Annotated in this window: 13 protein-coding genes, 1 tRNA gene and 1 riboswitch; of the genes, 2 read left to right on the forward strand and 12 right to left on the reverse strand. The window is 48.6% G+C overall.

Annotated features, from left to right (window positions below):
• Positions 1-205: 205 nt before the first annotated feature.
• The 8 genes from OEZ43_19735 to OEZ43_19770 all read right to left on the reverse strand — a co-directional run bounded on the left by OEZ43_19735 (position 206) and on the right by OEZ43_19770 (position 6,745).
• Positions 206-290 (reverse strand) — tRNA-Leu (locus tag OEZ43_19735).
• 5 nt (positions 291-295) lie between these two features.
• On the reverse strand, positions 296-667 hold the full coding sequence (gene secG, locus OEZ43_19740; GenBank protein MDH5547816.1) for a preprotein translocase subunit SecG: 372 nt from the start codon (positions 665-667) through the stop codon (positions 296-298).
• Positions 668-673: 6 nt separating this feature from the next.
• Complete coding sequence (tpiA, locus tag OEZ43_19745) at positions 674-1,426, reverse strand: triose-phosphate isomerase (protein MDH5547817.1); 753 nt, start codon at positions 1,424-1,426, stop codon at positions 674-676.
• Positions 1,427-1,567: 141 nt separating this feature from the next.
• Entirely contained in the window at positions 1,568-2,923 is a 1,356-nt protein-coding gene (gene glmM, locus OEZ43_19750; GenBank protein MDH5547818.1) for a phosphoglucosamine mutase, read from the reverse strand.
• A gap of 6 nt (positions 2,924-2,929) precedes the next feature.
• Positions 2,930-3,724 (reverse strand): dihydropteroate synthase, encoded by a 795-nt coding sequence (folP, locus tag OEZ43_19755; GenBank protein ID MDH5547819.1) that lies wholly within the window; start codon positions 3,722-3,724, stop codon positions 2,930-2,932.
• A 52-nt stretch (positions 3,725-3,776) separates the two neighbouring features.
• Entirely contained in the window at positions 3,777-5,699 is a 1,923-nt protein-coding gene (gene ftsH, locus OEZ43_19760) for an ATP-dependent zinc metalloprotease FtsH (protein ID MDH5547820.1), read from the reverse strand.
• Between the two features lie 151 nt (positions 5,700-5,850).
• The gene (rlmE, locus tag OEZ43_19765) at positions 5,851-6,471 is read right to left on the reverse strand and encodes a 23S rRNA (uridine(2552)-2'-O)-methyltransferase RlmE (protein ID MDH5547821.1); all 621 of its coding nucleotides are present in this window, start codon (positions 6,469-6,471) and stop codon (positions 5,851-5,853) included.
• Positions 6,458-6,745, reverse strand: coding sequence for a hypothetical protein (locus OEZ43_19770; protein ID MDH5547822.1), 288 nt, complete (start codon positions 6,743-6,745; stop codon positions 6,458-6,460). Before OEZ43_19770 ends, rlmE begins: the two co-directional genes overlap by 14 nt.
• A 17-nt stretch (positions 6,746-6,762) precedes the next feature.
• On the opposite strand from OEZ43_19770, the gene yhbY reads away from it, so the two are divergent.
• Complete coding sequence (gene yhbY, locus OEZ43_19775; protein MDH5547823.1) at positions 6,763-7,056, forward strand: ribosome assembly RNA-binding protein YhbY; 294 nt, start codon at positions 6,763-6,765, stop codon at positions 7,054-7,056.
• Here the strand turns inward: yhbY and OEZ43_19780 are convergent.
• The 3 genes from OEZ43_19780 to mnmC form a co-directional block, all read right to left on the reverse strand.
• Complete coding sequence (locus OEZ43_19780; GenBank protein ID MDH5547824.1) at positions 7,053-7,511, reverse strand: DUF4149 domain-containing protein; 459 nt, start codon at positions 7,509-7,511, stop codon at positions 7,053-7,055. The genes yhbY and OEZ43_19780 overlap by 4 nt on opposite strands.
• Before the next feature lie 36 nt (positions 7,512-7,547).
• A complete protein-coding gene (locus OEZ43_19785; GenBank protein ID MDH5547825.1) occupies positions 7,548-8,717 on the reverse strand; it encodes an O-succinylhomoserine sulfhydrylase in 1,170 nt (389 codons plus the stop codon).
• Positions 8,718-8,769: 52 nt separating this feature from the next.
• Positions 8,770-8,848, reverse strand: a riboswitch (SAM riboswitch).
• Between the two features lie 2 nt (positions 8,849-8,850).
• Positions 8,851-10,806 (reverse strand): bifunctional tRNA (5-methylaminomethyl-2-thiouridine)(34)-methyltransferase MnmD/FAD-dependent 5-carboxymethylaminomethyl-2-thiouridine(34) oxidoreductase MnmC, encoded by a 1,956-nt coding sequence (gene mnmC / locus OEZ43_19790; protein ID MDH5547826.1) that lies wholly within the window; start codon positions 10,804-10,806, stop codon positions 8,851-8,853.
• Between the two features lie 157 nt (positions 10,807-10,963).
• On the opposite strand from mnmC, the gene OEZ43_19795 reads away from it, so the two are divergent.
• Entirely contained in the window at positions 10,964-13,987 is a 3,024-nt protein-coding gene (locus tag OEZ43_19795) for a hypothetical protein (GenBank protein MDH5547827.1), read from the forward strand.
• A gap of 573 nt (positions 13,988-14,560) precedes the next feature.
• Here the strand turns inward: OEZ43_19795 and OEZ43_19800 are convergent.
• The gene (locus tag OEZ43_19800; protein MDH5547828.1) at positions 14,561-16,069 is read right to left on the reverse strand and encodes a hypothetical protein; all 1,509 of its coding nucleotides are present in this window, start codon (positions 16,067-16,069) and stop codon (positions 14,561-14,563) included.
• Positions 16,070-16,204: the final 135 nt, after the last annotated feature.

Genomic DNA, 16,204 nt, shown 5'->3' on the forward strand with positions numbered 1-16,204 from the left:
AAATCTGATTTACGAAAGCTGATTTAATTAATCAAACGACTTAGTTACTTGTTTGATTTTGACGCTATTTTAGAACGAAGCCAGTCTAGGCTAGAGACCATCTCCATGTCAAGCGGGCACCACGCTGATATTCACTTACAAAACAACTAGTTACAAACTCATTGAAATTTTCTTAATGCCACATTAAGCCTAAGGTCGAGAAGATTGGTGCGGATGGCCGGACTCGAACCGGCATGGCTTGCGCCACTACCCCCTCAAGATAGCGTGTCTACCAATTTCACCACATCCGCAATTTTTACTGCGCCGGCTCCTCAGGAACTGGCGACTCTACCGGTACCGCCGGTACATCTTCACTCATTGGCGCCGCGGGTATTTCACTTGAGGATTGAACTGGAACATTCCCATCCAGCTTATCCACAATACTGACACCTTCACGCGCCTGTCCGGCAAAATATGCCAGAGTCAAACTGGTGATGAAGAAAACTGCCGCTAATATGGCCGTGGTTCGAGAAAGAAAATTGGCTGATCCACGAGCTCCGAATACGGTTTGTGACGCGCCCGCGCCAAACGCCGCACCCATGTCTGCACCTTTGCCCTGTTGTAACATTACCAGGCCAATGAGTCCCAAAGAGGCAAACAGATGAATCAAGATAAGCGCTGTATCCAAGGATAACTACCCCGCTGCCTTACAAATAGTCAAAAACTCGTCCGCATCCAAAGATGCGCCACCTATCAAGCCGCCATCGATATCGGCCTGAGAAAATAATTCGGCTGCATTGTCGCCTTTAACGCTACCGCCATAAAGAATGCGAATAGTATCGGCAACCTTAGCACTTTGTCCACGTATCCAATTACGGATAAAGGCGTGCACCTCTTGGGCCTGCTCTGGTGAAGCAGTTTTACCCGTACCTATCGCCCAAACGGGTTCGTAGGCCACAACACACTGCCCCAGTGTGTCTATTCCACAATGGTCAACAACAGCCTTTAACTGACGTTCAACAACTGCTTCTGTTTGTCCGCCTTCACGCTCTTCAAGCAATTCTCCAACGCACAAAATCGGCGTAACGCCACCTTTGATTGCGGTGTCAACCTTTTGAGCCACCATCTCATCGGTGTCTCCATACAAACTGCGTCGTTCGGAATGTCCAATAATGGCGTATCTGCAACCAACATCTTTGAGCATATCGACGGAAACTTCTCCGGTAAACGCACCTGAAGTTTCTTTGGCCACATCTTGCGCACCAACAGCAACGGCGCTACTACCCAGCTGTCTAGCCACGTCAGAGATAAAGACATATGGAGGACATACAACGATGTCAGCCTTGGTAACGGCTTTACTGCCTGACAGTATTCCTTCAACGAGAGCCTGGACGCTGACCCGTGAGCCATTCAATTTCCAGTTCCCGGCAACCATTGGTTTGCGCATTATTGTCATTCCCCGAACTTCAAAAGCAGGCAAGCTTACCGACAGACCATGGAAAAATCAACCAGTTGTCGTTAAACAGGCACAATCCCCGCCCATCAGGACGGGATTCGAACACAACTTGAAGCCATGGAGAACAAGCGCTTAGCTGACAGCCTTTAGACCTTTTAGCGCAGACTCAACTTTTTCCGCCAATTCACGGGCCAATTGATCGACTTCCATAGCGTCATTGCCCTCTATCATCACCCGGACCAGAGGCTCTGTACCGGACGCACGTAGTAATACACGTCCATTGTCTCCAAGTTTGGCTTCCGTTGCTGCAACAGCCTCCTGAATGGATTTCTGGTTTAGATCTGGCTTACCTGCCACGCGTACATTAATCATCGACTGCGGATATTTACGCATACCAGACTTCAGTTCACTCAGGCTACGACCACTTTCGATCATTGCCGCTAATACCTGCAAGGACGAGGCAATACCATCGCCCGTGGTGGTGCGATCGAGACATATTATGTGCCCAGATGATTCACCGCCAAGCATCCAGCCATTTTCCTTCATCAACTCCATAACGTAGCGATCACCGACTTTTGCGCGCAGGAATGGAATCTTGTGCGACTTGAGCGCCTTTTCCATGCCGAAGTTACTCATCAAAGTACCGACAACGCCACCATTCAACTGTCCTTGCTGTTGACGAGAACGGGCAATCACGTAGAGCAACTCGTCGCCGTCAACTACCGAGCCTTTTTCATCCACCATGATCAGACGATCACCGTCACCATCGAGGGCGATACCTACATGAGCAGAATGCTCGAGTACTTTTTCCTGCAAGAACTTAGGCGCTGTCGAGCCAACACCACTATTGATGTTGATACCATCAGGTTGATTACCGACAGCAATAACCTCGGCGCCGAGCTCTTTATAAACTCGAGGGCCGACAAAATAACCCGCGCCATGGGCACAATCGACAACGATTTTTAATCCCTGAAGTTCCATGCTGAGCGGGATAGTACTCTTACAGAATTCGATGTAACGACCTGCCGCATCCTCAACGCGGGCCGCTTTGCCCAGTGTAGCGGAATCTACTATCGTCATCGGCTTTTCCATCTCAGCCTCAATCGCCAATTCAACCTGGTCGGGTAATTTCGTTCCATCTCCCGAGAAAAACTTGATGCCATTGTCATAATGCGGATTGTGTGAGGCGCTGATAACGATACCGGCACGCGCGTGCAGTGTGCGCGTAAGGTAAGCAATTCCAGGAGTAGGCATCGGCCCGAGCAAACGCACATCAACCCCTGCAGCAATCAAACCCGCTTGCAAGGCAGACTCAAACATATATCCGGATATACGCGTATCCTTTCCGATGACCACTTTACGCCGACCTTCTTTGGCCAATATGCGCCCAGCAGCCCAACCCAGCTTGAGTATGAATTCCGGATTGATCAGGGACCCGCCTACTTTTCCTCTGACGCCATCTGTTCCAAAATATTTGCGATCTGCCACTATGGGTTACTCCTCATCTGAGTTCGCTGATTTCATCGCGGTGTACATTCGTATTACATCCATTGTTGCACCGACGTCGTGAGTTCGGATGATGTCAGCACCACGCTCAAGCGCAAAAGCTGTTAGCGCTAAACTTCCGTACAACCTGCCATCAACCGTTCTATCTCCTAATAGTTTACCAATCGTACTCTTGCGAGACACTCCTACTAACAGGCTATAGCCCGATCCTTGATATAAATCCAGATGTTGGATTAACTGCAAATTGTGTGTAACTGTTTTGCCAAAGCCAAATCCGGGATCAAGGAGAATATTCTCGGCTGGAATTCCGGCAATCTCACACTCTTTTGCTCGGTTAATCAAAAACGCTTTCACTTCATCGACGACATCTTCATATATTGGATTTGACTGCATAGTACGAGGCTGACCTTGCATGTGCATTAGGCAAACGGGCACATTCAAAGCAACGGCCGCTTCTAGAGCGCCAGGCTCCCGAAGTGCGCGCACGTCATTAATCAAATTCGCGCCGGCAGAGACTGCCTCACGCATCACCACAGCCTTGCTGGTATCAATAGAAATGGGAATGTTGGATACGGCGCGTATCGCCTCTATTATCGGGATAACACGCGTGAGCTCTTCGTCTATAGTGACTGCGGCAGCGCCTGGGCGGGTCGACTCTCCACCAATATCAATGATACTGGCTCCCTCTTCGACCATGTGCATCGCCTGCTTCAAAGCAGCATCCCTGGAAACGAAATTACCCCCGTCCGAAAAGGAGTCGGGGGTAACATTCAGTATGCCCATAATCCTGGGCGAGGATAAATCCAGACGTCCGTCTAACACGTTGAACTCAGGATCAAGACTGGCCTACCGGCCCACCCAGTTCGCCTTTGCCTGATTTCTTGTCGTCCTTGGATTCGTCCGACACACCGGCGTCTGGTTTGTTTGCATCCAGATCAGACTCTTCCCAATCACTCGGTTCACCCGGTGGTTTACCGTCCATGATGTTATCAATCTGACCACGATCAATGGTTTCAAACTTGATCAAGGCATCGGCCATGGCATGCAACTTATCCATGTGATCAATCAGGATCTGCCTGGCACGCTCATAGTTGGTATCGACAAAACGACGCACTTCCTCATCAATCAGGTGTGTTGTCTCATCAGAGACCGCCTTGTGTTGAGTGACAGATCGACCAAGGAAAACCTCACCCTCGTCTTCGCTGTATACCATCGGCCCGAGTTTTTCCGACAGACCCCACTTGGTCACCATATTGCGTGCGATATCCGTGACGCGCTGGATGTCGTTCGAGGCACCAGTAGTCACAAAGTCAGCACCAAAGATCAGTTCTTCCGCAATGCGACCACCGAAGAGACTACAAATATTACTCTCCAGCTTTTGCTTGGAATAACTGTAACGATCTTCTTCCGGCAGGAACATGGTCACGCCGAGCGCACGTCCGCGCGGAATGATCGATACCTTATATACCGGGTCGTGAGACGGCACTTTGAGACCCACAATCGCATGACCGGCCTCGTGATAAGCGGTGAGTTTCTTCTCTTCGTCATTCATGACCATGGAGCGGCGTTCCGCACCCATGAGGATCTTGTCTTTGGCCTTTTCGAATTCCTGCATGCCTACCAGCTTTAGGTTGGCGCGCGCGGCAAATAAGGCCGCTTCGTTTACCAGATTAGCTAGATCGGCACCGGAGAATCCGGGCGTACCGCGAGCAATAACGCGTGGTTTTACATCGTCTGCTATGGGCACCTTGCGCATATGTACACGCAGAATCTGTTCACGACCACGCACATCGGGCAGCGGCACAGTCACCTGACGGTCGAAACGTCCGGGACGCAATAGCGCTGGGTCGAGTACATCAGGACGGTTGGTGGCGGCGATGATGATGACGCCTTCATTACCCTCAAAACCGTCCATCTCAACGAGTAATTGGTTGAGCGTTTGTTCACGTTCGTCGTGACCACCACCCAAACCAGCGCCACGATGGCGACCTACGGCATCGATCTCATCGATGAAGATAATACAAGGCGCATGTTTCTTGGCCTGATCGAACATGTCACGAACGCGGGACGCGCCTACGCCGACAAACATCTCAACGAAATCAGAACCGGAGATAGTAAAGAAAGGTACCTTTGCCTCGCCGGCAATGGCCTTGGCCAGGAGCGTCTTACCAGTACCTGGAGGACCAACCATCAACACGCCACGGGGAATCTTGCCGCCCAACTTCTGAAATTTACCGGGATCGCGCAGGAACTCGACCAATTCGCCAACTTCCTCTTTTGCTTCCTCTACACCAGCCACATCAGCAAAAGTGACCTTTACCTGGTCTTCGCTAAGCATGCGCGCCTTACTCTTGCCGAAGGACATGGCACCTCTGCCGCCACCACCGCCCTGCATCTGGCGCATGAAGAATATCCATACGGCGATCAACAGCAACATCGGGAACCAGGAAATAAAGATCTGCATCAACAGCCCCTGCTGCTCAGGTGGCTTGACGTCAATAATAACGTCATTGTCCAGCAAATCGCCGATCAACCCAGGGTCACCGGGGCTATAGGTCACAAAGCGCTCTCCAGACTGCTTGGCGCCTCGTATCATACGTCCTTCAATCAGAACGCGGGAAACCTGCCCGGATTTAATATCCTGAATAAATTGAGAGTACTCCGTGTGACGCGACGACGTCTGGCGTGGTGCGAAATTGTTGAAGATAGACATCAACACTATCGCGATGACGACCCACAGAATGATGTTTTTTACCATTTCGTTCAAAGTAATTCCCTCATCACTTATAACTTCGGGATATTCAATATCTTCCCACGTTTAAGCTGTTGAAATGCACCCTTTTTGTGCACAGAAACTGGGTATATATATTAATCGGACACCTGCCGGGATTCTACACGCCCCAACTGACCTAAACAATCCGCTCTCGCCCCAATAGATACACCTCACGGCTCTCAGCACGCGAGGCTTTTGGTTTGCGAGTCAATAACTTGGAGAAGGATTTCTGTATTTCACGGCGCATATCCTCAATTCCCTCGCCCTGAAAAACTTTGACCAGAAAATCTCCCCCGGGTTTTAAAACCTGTCTAGCCAGCTCAAGTCCAAGCTCCGATAAATACATCGCTCGCGGTATGTCTACCGACTTCAAACCGCTAATATTTGGGGCAATATCGCAAATTACAAGGTCGACTTTTGTATCGGCTATGGCATCAATGAGCTGTTGATAGACTTCGTCTTCACGAAAGTCACCTTGGATGAATTCCACGTTGGGGAAGGGATCCATAGGCAGGATATCGAGCGCAATCAATTTGCCATGATCTCCGATCAGATTTGCAGCGACCTGTGTCCAGCCGCCGGGTGCCGCGCCGATATCGATTACCATCATACCTGGTTTGATTAGTTTATCTTTTTCCTGAATTTCCAGCAGCTTATATGCCGCACGCGAACGATATCCATCACGCTGTGCGCGTTTTACATAGTCATCGTCCAGGTGTCGCTGCATCCAACGACTGCGCGGTTTACTTTTGGCCATTACTGCTATTATCGGACACATCAACGGCTTTCTGCGGTGCCTGTTTTAGAATGGAACGAGTGCGTAATAATACCCAAGTCATTCCTGCACCACCGATCCCAATAAGCGACACAAGTTGACCAACGGGGTCTGAGACATGAAATTCCACCAGAAGGCCCAACGCCACCAATACCAGTACAATTAGCCCCAGCTCCAGTTTTACCACATTCAGTGGGCTCGGGTTTACTATCAATCTACGCCGCGTTTGCGCTACACTATGCTCTCTTTCAGTCACCGGATTAAAACCTCTTTATGTCGATTACTTCGAAACAGAAGCAACACCTCAAAGCGCTCGCACATGCCCTCAAACCCGTCGTAATTATTGGTGCCAATGGCCTCAGTGAAGCCGTCAGCGTTGAAATCGAAAATGCCCTCGCACACCACGAATTGTTAAAAGTCAAAATTAACATTGGCGACAAAGACGATCGCATGGAAGTCGCCAATACCATCGCTACCAATCTCAATGCGGAGTTGGTCCAAAATATCGGACGCATTTCTATTTTCTACCGACCTTCACAAAATCACAAAATTCAACTGCCGTATTAGAGGAAGTGTTTTTTCTTATGAATACCGGCAAACAGCAACACCACGCCGGACAAAGTCGTGACCAAATACAGAACCGACGAAACGCCATGCAGAATACCAAAACGTTTCGCGTTTTCGCTGCCAGGTTCAATCCCCAGTGCTTTGATATCGGCAATTATTGGTTGCAACACAAAAAAACCCATTGCTACGCATAACACCATTAGTCCCAGGACCCAAAAACGCCATTCACGAAATGCTGTTTTTTTTGTCCGAAACTGGTAACTGAGAAATAGCGATATACCGATCACCAAGCCAACTACGGCTACGATGTAAAACATCTGTCCAGCCAGATTCCCAGCAAGACTGCGATCGTCCAGAGTCTTAAATAGAACCGGTGCAGCGATATAGCCGACTCCTACAAGACAGCCAACCCACAGAGACAAAAAAAGATTTTCGATGCGTTCGTGTAAATTCACTGGCAGATAACCTATTGTATTGGGACGGAGAGTATATCAAAGCCCTCGCGATAGATCCTCTTTGATATCTTCAATATCTTCCAGCCCGACCGCCACCCTCAACAATCCATCAGAGATTCCGGCGCTGGCTCGTTGCTCATCACTCAATCGTCCATGCGTCGTTGTGGCCGGATGGGTAATCGTCGTTTTCGCGTCACCCAGGTTGGCAGTTATGGAAACCATTTGCGTCCCGTCGACGAGCTTCCACGCCTGCGTTTTATCCGCAAGTTCAAAAGAAAGAATACCACCAAACCCAGATTGCTGTCTGGCTGCCAGTTGATGTTGCGGATGGCTTTCGAGGCCCGGGTAGAACACACGTTTTACCTGAGGCAAGGATTCCAGCCACTGAGCGAGTTTAAGCGCCGATTCACTATGCGCTTTCATGCGCAACCGCAGCGTCTCCAGGCCCTTTAGGAAAACCCATGCATTGAAGGGACTCATGCTTGGACCTCCTGTGCGTACAAAGCCGAAAACGTCCTGCCCGACGACTTCTTCGGTACCAATAATTGCGCCCCCCAGACATCGCCCTTGCCCATCAATGTACTTTGTCGCGGAATGAATAATGATATCGGCGCCAAGCTTCAGAGGTTGCTGTAACGCAGGAGTACAAAAACAGTTGTCCACTACCAAAAGACAACCATGTTTGTGCGCAATGCCTGCCAATGACTCAATGTCAGCAATCTCGGTCAATGGATTGGACGGTGTTTCCAGAAACAGGAAACGGGTATTAGGCTTGATCGCCGCTTCCCATTCGTCAAGATTGGTCTGAGATACATAAGTGATTTCGACGCCAAACTTGGCAATGAAATTATTGAACAATACCGTCGTCGATCCAAAAATCGCACGCGAGGAAATTATGTGATCACCTGCCTTCAACAGACCGTAGCAAGTCGTCATGATAGCCGCCATACCCGAGGCCGTCGCGACGCAACGTTCTCCGCCTTCAAGTGTTGCGAGACGCTGCTCGAATGTGCGCACGGTTGGATTGGTAAATCGTGAATAGATATTTCCCGGCTCCTCACCAGAAAATCGTGCCGCCGCCTGCGCGGCCGAATCATAGACATAGCTGGAGGTAAAAAATACCGGTTCTGAGTGCTCTTGCTCAGCTGTTCGCTGTATGCCCGCACGCACCGCCGCCGTATCGAATCGCAAATCTTTGTCTTTCATGGCTGTTTCCTTAAGTCGTTCGACGGGCGCAAAAAAACCCGCTTAGCACATGCTAAAGCAGGTTCGCTCCGCTTTAGCCGTATTTATTACGCGCCCGCAAGCTGTTAGATCAAATCGGCGCGAAGACGAAACATTAGCCTGAGGGACCTCTCTTGTCAACCTCGCCGGGACGCTTTCTTTTTAGACGTCGGATAAGAAATCTGGCGCTGTGTAATTGCGTAAGATGAGTGCGGGATAAACACCGAGGCGTGTCCTCAATCGTATCGGCGATTAATTCCGCCGATGCAACCGCGTTGGTCAGACCATGGGAACCGTGCCCGACATTGAGATAGAGGCCTGGGAGATATTGTGCGCTTAGATATAGTCTTGCAGGTCGTCCGTGATATAGATCATCGTAGCTGCGCCTATAGAAGGCGGGGTCATATACTGCCGAGACGATAGGCAAATGGTCGCGCGTCGCTGCACGAAATGCTGTTCGCCCGCCAGTAATATTGGCATCAATTTCATGCCCGACTAGCTCGGAAACGCTGTCGAGATTGTGCTGATGATCACTTTCGCGCACGCTTTTGTCGCTATCTCCAGGTTGGAATGTGGCACCTAGTATGTTCGCGCCATTGTGAATCGGAAGAATATAGGCATTTGCATTCAAGGGGCGTTTCAGCCCGATTAATTCCGATGACTCAACATAACTGAGTTGCCCGCGAACCGTATGCAGACTTAGTTCGTGGTGTGGTAATAATCGGTTTGCATCGACAGCGTTAGTCAATATTACATGTGATGAGGTCCAACTGTGCGTTGCTGAGCGCAACAGCCACGCATCCTCTTGAAACGCCAGGGATTCAATTTGTTGCATAGGTTCAACGCAAATGTGTTCGGAATACAAATCCAGTAGTTCGCGACAAAGCTTTTGAGGATTCAACATACCGGCTTGCGGAAAAAACACAGCGCTTGCCAAAAGTTGCAAACCGCTCATTTCCGCAATCTCGTGCTTATCTATAGCCTGCATAAACAAACGATTGATAACGCTCCAGTCAAAACGTTGCAGTTCGGCGATCTGTAATACACCACTGGCTTGCCATGCATCATATGCTTGGTAAAAGGCGCTGGCTTGCAGAAAAGCGGCTGTATTAAACGTCGACCAGGAATGCACACCACTGCCCAAATGTGGCGCCACCAAGCCAAGCGGATTTCCAGACCCTTCTTGTGCCACCGCCGCATTGCGTTCGATCAAAGTCACTTTCCAACCGCGACTCGCCAGGCTAAAAGCATTTAACACCCCAGCAATCCCTGCTCCTACAACAATTGCTTGTTTGTCACCTGAAAACGCGTCTGGAGGACAAAACCATGGTTGCTCATCCGGTGTCTTTTGTTCTCCAGTAAAACTCCCCCTCAACATCTCACGCTTGGCACCATAGCCAGAAAACTTTTCGACCGCAAAGCCGACGTTTTGTAAGCCTCTGCGAACGAACCCGGCGGCGGTAAACGTGGCGAACGTCGTTCCTGTTTTACTGTGACGAGCAATTTCACTAAACAAGTCATCATTCCACATACCCGGATTCTTTGAGGGTGCAAATCCATCCAGATACCAGGCATCTGCCTTTCCCTGCATTTCCGGTAACAAATCCTTTACATCACCTAGACACAGCGTAAGAACCACTCTATTGCCATATAGATAGAGCCTGTGCATACCCGCCAGCAAGGGCGGATAACGATCGAGCAATTCTTCACTGAGCTCGCCCAGATCAGCCCAATGTGCGTGTATTTTTTGGAGGTCCTCGCGACGAAAGAGGTGTTTTTCGAAACTGACATAGTGCAGGCGTTGATCAGGGCGGCTCTCCCTCAACCACAGTTGCGCCGTGGCGAGAAAATTCAATCCGGTTCCAAACCCGGTCTCAGCAATGACGAAACGCTCTCTGCCTTGCCAACGCTGCGGTAATCCATTCTGCCGAATGAATACATAGTGGCTCTCCTCAAACCCGCCTTCACGCGCAAAGTAATGATCGCCATAGCGATCAGAGTATGGATGCGCATCCTGAAAAGTTAATTCAGCTGGTTCTAAGTTCAGGTCAAGTTCATTGTTTTTTCTCATGATTCAGTATGACTTAAGTCTGATGCTCGATAGTTCAGCGTTGACAAGTACCAATTTAATGGCCCGGCACGAAAATAAGAAACCGAATGATACGGTTTATAACGCGTCGGGCAATGACTAATTTGCGCAAGTTGCGCTTTTGGAGGGGGTTTCCAATATGTCCAAGCTTCGTCATTCTGTCCTGATTCCTGTAATCGGGGCGATCTCGATATCTATGCTCAGTGGCTGTCTGGAATCACCCAAACCGTTTTCGGAGACCCATCCAGGTGCGGCAGATGCCGGAATGGACCACAGCGCTCACAATCAGAACAATCAAAATCAAAACCAGACACAGACGCAGAACACGACTATAGACTATGTACCGAGCCAATGGGGTGCGAAACAGGAACTTGCCACCGACAATGTCACTGATAGTGGCGTAATGTTACATAGCCTTAAATTTACGCCGACCGCCCAAGGAAGCGGTTACGCGAATTGGGAGATCATGGGCCCAACAGGTAAAAGCGGTTTTGCATACTATGATGCTTCTGCATCTGCTCCAACCTTGACAGCATCCTCGCCATTACCAACAGATCACACCGCATCTCATATCAGTTTTGCATACGATACATCCGCTGGCGATACGCTGGCTGCGTGGAGCAACAATAACACTATACACACCAATCTGTTTATGCCTGGTATGGGAGCGTCCTGGATGACTGCGCAGGCTCGCGGCGCAGGTAAAAACCCACACGCCTTTATCAATAGCACGGGAGACCAGTTTGTCCTGGCTGAAGTAGCACTGACAGACGGCTTCGCGCTAGGAATGTATTCAAAATTATCCAGCAGCAGCAATTGGTCAACAACCGCAGCTCAGCTTGACCGGATTGGAAAAACGTTAAAGCAATATACTGTCGCGGTAGATAAGGACGGTGCTCCTGTCGTTGCCTGGTTAGAACAAACGCCAAATGCGGCAACAACAGATGAGCAATTTAGCGTCAACGTTGCACGCTATTCCACCACTGGTGGCTGGACACAAACTGGAACCGATATTTTCCCGTCTGGCAGTATCGTCACCGACGGCAATATTGTGTCTATGGCCCTGGCGATTGATAACGCCAATAACACATATATGATTGTTAGTACAAGCAACAATGGGCGTCACATTTATTCTGCCAAGCAAAGCAGCACAGCTTGGAACACTACGCAATTGAACAACCCTAACAAAACCAATACACATGTTGAAAACACGCCCGTTGTTGCTGGCTTTAAAAACAACAAAATGCTAATCGCCTGGCTTGAACATGATTTGAATACAACTACGAACTCAGCAAAACCTGCGCTCTATTCGGGTGCCTCACTCAAAATCTACGCCCGTGAGGGTACCGGGGGAACAACGCGAATTATTGAACGTAGCATAAGCGCCGATACTCTCGCCGCTGAACGTGTTGTTGCTTCATCAACCACCGGTATGACTATCGGAGCGCTTAGCGCTAATCTTGTCAATTCCGGCGAGGCCATACTATCCTGGGCTGAGAAAGGGGCATCAACGACCAATATAATGTCCAGCAACTACACCATCAATACATCAGGCGCTGGCACCTGGTCTCAAAAAGAATTGATATTCTCGACGAACAGCACATCAATTCAGGTCGAAGCAACGTCGACTATGATAGACGCTAATAAAAAAGGCGTTACCTTCTGGAGTGAAAAACCACCGGCGACAACGACGGGAACAAGTATCAAGATCTCACGTTCAACCAGAACCAACAGTTTGAACATACAAAGTTCCAACAATAACGATACGACTAACAACAATAACGATAACAATCAGAATGATAATAACAACCAAAATTCCACGTTGAGCCCAAACTGGCTTTCTGGAAACACCGCAGACATCACATTCCAAAGTTTTGATGGTGAGCAGATCGAAGGGCCTAAGATGCTTATCGACAACCTGGGAAATCGGATTGTTTACTTTTCGCGTAGTCCGCAAAGTTACGATTTTAATCAAGCCATGGAAGTAACGAATTACTTTGTTCGCTATAGCAATGGCGTATGGACACGGTTGCTACAAAACAGCACCATTCTTGACGGCTTAGTTCAGCCTATTCGATTCAGCCAACTGCATATGGCAAAGAACACTGGAACGTTGGTGGGATTGGTTTCTGATCAGACACGTTATTTCGTTATATTCTATTCACCTGTCTCGGGGTGGAATAAATCGGTTGTTGAAGGAATTTCTGCGGGAAATACCCCGCCACGCCTTCATGTCGACGACGAAGGCATGGTGACGCTGATATACACAAAGTTTACACAAAATGTAACGACGCTAAACGCGGTCCACTATATGACTGCCACCAGCTTCAGCAATGTATTTGAACTCAGCATCCCGAATGGCTCATACGAACTTGGGCACAATCATAATGTCACGCCTGGTGGAATTGTGCATATTGGCTGGATCGATACCGTTTTACATCAGACCCAGGGAGTTATTCGCGAGCTACATACTGCGACTTTTACTCCTCAATCTGGATGGACGGAAACTACACAAGTATTATCTAGCAATCAATTGGATAATTATCTACATACCCACTATATTGTAACGCCTACTGGTAAACAGGTTTTTCTTCAAAACGATGTACTCAATCACCGGCTACGGTACTCAATAAGAAGCACTGACGGAAGCTGGGGCGCGATAACCACATTGATCGAAAACTTTGTACCGGTGTCTGACCAATATGACAATCTGCTATCGTCTAAATCTCTACATGTGGCCACAGGTCGAGATGACAATGTTTTAGTCGTCTGGAAAGAGCCAATGGAAAATACATCCGCCGTCCCCATGTTTATGTATAAGTCAGTGATGCTTAACGGAACGGACAATACATGGAGTTCTCCAAGCTCTATCTCTGGCGAATTACACGAAAGTCAGAAGCAATTGAATGTAACGCTTGTAGACAATACAACGGCTGTCGCTACCTGGGTTACAGGAGATTGGAAGAAGATTTATGCAAATACCTTTTCTCTCACTAGTGGTTGGGCGGTTACACCGAGTTTAATCGCAAATGAAGCTGGTGCTTCTAACTTATTGAAGCCGACTATTGTAAGCAACCTGACCGATACGATAATCGCTTGGAAAAAACAAACTCAGACAACAACCGGCTATGACAATAGCATTTGGAGTTCAGTAAACCAATAAAGTTGATCTATATTAACTTCATAGCCCTCAGGATCTAGATCCTGGGGGCTTTTTCATATAACGATTTCAACACTCAGCCATTGCTTCTCGTTTTGCACGGTCAGCCGATATTCCATCTGTCCCGATAAACCTTCGTCATCTAGTACGCAGCTGTTGAGCTAAAGAGTATCACCATTAAGAACCAGAGGAGTTTATTCTGATTATACGGAGTAGGCATTTGACTGATTTTACATCGCGATCGTGCAGACAGAATAGAACACATAGACAGCAAGAAACTAGTAATGCTTGCGACCCAAAACAAGAGCTCGCTCAGCAGAGTGAAGTCAAATCACGAATATTCCTTAGCCTAATATCACTCGCAATTTATTCCTACGTTTGGAGGTCAAAACATGGCAGGTCGGTTTGAACAGCTCAGGGTATTGGTATGCAATGGGAAACGCTGCAATCTATTCACGCGAAACCAACAGGGTTCTGTCTTGCATAAATAAAAAAAGCCTGCGGTATTCACCGCAGGCTTTAATTCAGGCCCCGTTCTTATTACTGTTGAGGACCCGGCCTGAACTGAAAAAACGTCTAGAACATCGCCTCAAGGGCAAATGTTGCTATCCAGGTAGTACGCATTTGCGGACCCCACAAGTTTTGATATACCGGCAAAGTCAGCTCTGCTCTTGCGCCCCACATGCGATCTGCCGTGTTAACCTTGAAACCTAAGGTTCCATCTAAGCGCATGCCGCCGTAAAGAGAAGGATCAGCAGCGGGAGAACCCGGCATATCCATCATGTTATGAGACATAGTAGTATTGATGTATATATGTTTGCCTTTGATTTTCTCTATGTCACTGAATGTGCCGCGCGCAAGTAGTGAAAAATAGCGAGAGACATGCCACTCAGTAAAAGCATTCAACTCACCCTTGTTTCCTAATCGGTACCCTGCGTTATTGTCATGAACTCTATAGATGTATTCGAATCCAGTACCCAGTGTGAAATCTCCGAAACGGCGCGAGTACTTGAGTGAAGGCCTAACATCGAAAGAACCAGAACCTAGCTGCATACCGTAAGGCAAATAGGTATCTTGTATATTTGTCGCGTCCATCACCATTTTGCCAGACTCATAAATTGAACCGCTAGGAATTCCAACCCCCATTCCAATCACAACATCAAATGGCGTGCTATACAATAAACTGACTACAGAATCTCCGAATCCAGCGCTGGTCATAGTAGAGTCGACGCCGGTACTGGTTGCACTGCCATTATTCGTCGTCATACCCATTTCGTTGGCCATGAAATGCACCATCGCCATCACTGTCAGATTATTGGTAATGCCATACATACCCATCAGCATGTGCATCTGCATACTCATATCAGTGGGCGACATCATATAACCATAGGAATTGAGCACATCTTTAGCTGTAACGATTTTGGTCGTGTCGAGCATGTCCGCCATATTCATATAGGAATAGCGATACTCAAACATCCACATTCCCTTACCATGAGACCCGTGATGATGTTGATGAGCACCGGAGTCACCTCCACCGCCACCTACGCTCGACATCAATGTGCCGTCAGGCATTAGGTGGTATCCAGCAGGTGCGACAGCAGTAGCAGGGTTATTGGCCATGATGCGTCCGTCTGGCATGCGATGAAAACCTGCAGGGACATCTTGCGCGATAACCCTTGCAGGTGGTGGCGGTTCCGCACCTTGCTCAAGTTTTACCAGGACACCATTTGCTCGCATGTAATATCCCGGAGGAGCGATGGCTGATGCAGGATTATTCGCCATTAGTCGTCCATCGGGCATTCGATGAAAGCCCGGTGGCGTTTCGAATTCGTCTACCAATACTGTCGCGGGCTGAGAAACTGCCGGTGCAGATTCTTCCAGCTTGACCAGGACGCCGTTAGAGCGCAGGAAATAGCCAGGAGGAGCAATTGCGGTGGCAGGGTTATTTGCCATGATGCGGCCATCAGGCATTCGGTGGTAACCGGGAGGGAGCTCCTCAGCACCAGCAGGCGATGCAGATGTTACGGATGCCGCGAGTAGCAACGAATAAAATATGCGCTGCTTAAAACCAGAACAAAACTGCATAATCGACTTTCCCACACATTTATAGTAATGCGTTGAATTTTCACATCAAAACCTGAAGTCAAAATTACGAATTACGCTATTATTTTTAATCTATATTTGGCTTGATTTTAACCAGGGAATTAAAGCCAAATCCTT

Source organism: Gammaproteobacteria bacterium (assembly GCA_029881255.1).
GTDB lineage: Bacteria > Pseudomonadota > Gammaproteobacteria > S012-40 > S012-40 > JAOUMY01.

Excerpts from the sequence above, each read along its gene's own strand:
- OEZ43_19795 (MDH5547827.1), top strand. The coding sequence starts at position 10,964 with ATGTCCAAGCTTCGTCATTCTGTCCTGATTCCTGTAATCGGGGCGATC.
- mnmC (MDH5547826.1), bottom strand. The coding sequence starts at position 10,806 with ATGAGAAAAAACAATGAACTTGACCTGAACTTAGAACCAGCTGAATTA.
- rlmE (MDH5547821.1), bottom strand. The coding sequence starts at position 6,471 with ATGGCCAAAAGTAAACCGCGCAGTCGTTGGATGCAGCGACACCTGGAC.
- folP (MDH5547819.1), bottom strand. The coding sequence starts at position 3,724 with ATGGGCATACTGAATGTTACCCCCGACTCCTTTTCGGACGGGGGTAAT.
- yhbY (MDH5547823.1), top strand. The coding sequence starts at position 6,763 with ATGTCGATTACTTCGAAACAGAAGCAACACCTCAAAGCGCTCGCACAT.
- ftsH (MDH5547820.1), bottom strand. The coding sequence starts at position 5,699 with ATGGTAAAAAACATCATTCTGTGGGTCGTCATCGCGATAGTGTTGATG.
- tpiA (MDH5547817.1), bottom strand. The coding sequence starts at position 1,426 with ATGCGCAAACCAATGGTTGCCGGGAACTGGAAATTGAATGGCTCACGG.
- OEZ43_19785 (MDH5547825.1), bottom strand. The coding sequence starts at position 8,717 with ATGAAAGACAAAGATTTGCGATTCGATACGGCGGCGGTGCGTGCGGGC.
- OEZ43_19800 (MDH5547828.1), bottom strand. The coding sequence starts at position 16,069 with ATGCAGTTTTGTTCTGGTTTTAAGCAGCGCATATTTTATTCGTTGCTA.